Origin of the sequence: Massilia sp. CT11-108 (assembly GCF_047302915.1) — a bacterium.
Classification (GTDB): Bacteria; Pseudomonadota; Gammaproteobacteria; order Burkholderiales; family Burkholderiaceae_D; genus Telluria; species Telluria orientalis.
Genome location: NZ_JBKYMO010001108.1, coordinates 1 through 712, shown reverse-complemented (window position 1 = coordinate 712; position 712 = coordinate 1). Strand labels below are relative to the sequence as shown.

At 70.4% G+C, this 712-nt stretch carries 1 protein-coding gene; it reads left to right on the top strand.

Translation table 11 applies throughout. The features are described 5' to 3' along the window. On the top strand, positions 1-712 hold a 712-nt coding region (locus tag ACEN88_RS33440), incomplete at both ends, for a sigma 54-interacting transcriptional regulator (RefSeq protein ID WP_413346634.1).

Below are 712 nucleotides of genomic sequence, written 5' to 3'. Positions count from 1 at the left end.
ATCAACGGCGAATCCGGCAGCGGCAAGGAACTGGCCGCGCGCGAGATCCACACGCAGAGCGCGCGCGCGGGCAAGCCGTTCGTCGCCGTGAACTGCGGCGCGATCCCCGAGGCGCTGATGGAGGCCGAGTTCTTCGGCTACCGCAAGGGCGCGTTCACGGGCGCGAACGACGAGCGCGACGGCTTCTTCCAGGCCGCCAACGGCGGCACGCTGATGCTCGACGAGGTGGCGGACCTGCCGCTCGCGATGCAGGTCAAACTGCTGCGCGCGATCCAGGAGCGGCGCGTGCGCAAGATCGGCGCCACGGTCGAGGAACCGGTCGACGTGCGCATCATCAGCGCCACGCACAAGGATCTCGCGCAGTGCGTGGAAAACGGCAGCTTCCGCCAGGACCTGTTCTACCGCCTGAACGTGATCGAATTGACGCTGCCGCCGCTGCGCGAACGGCTGGACGATTTGCCGCTGCTGGTCGATGCCATCCTCGCGCGCCTGGCCGGGCCGGGCGGGGCGCGACTGGGGCCCGGCGTGCTGGACGCGCTGCGCGGCTACGCGTTCCCGGGCAATGTGCGCGAGCTGGAAAACGTGCTGGAGCGCGCGCTCGCGTTTGCCGACGACGGCGTGATCGAAGTGGGCGACCTGCTGCTGAAAGGGGCGAAGCTGGGCGATGCGGCCGTCGTGCCGCAGCCGCCGCAGATGCCGGCGAGCGCGGCAC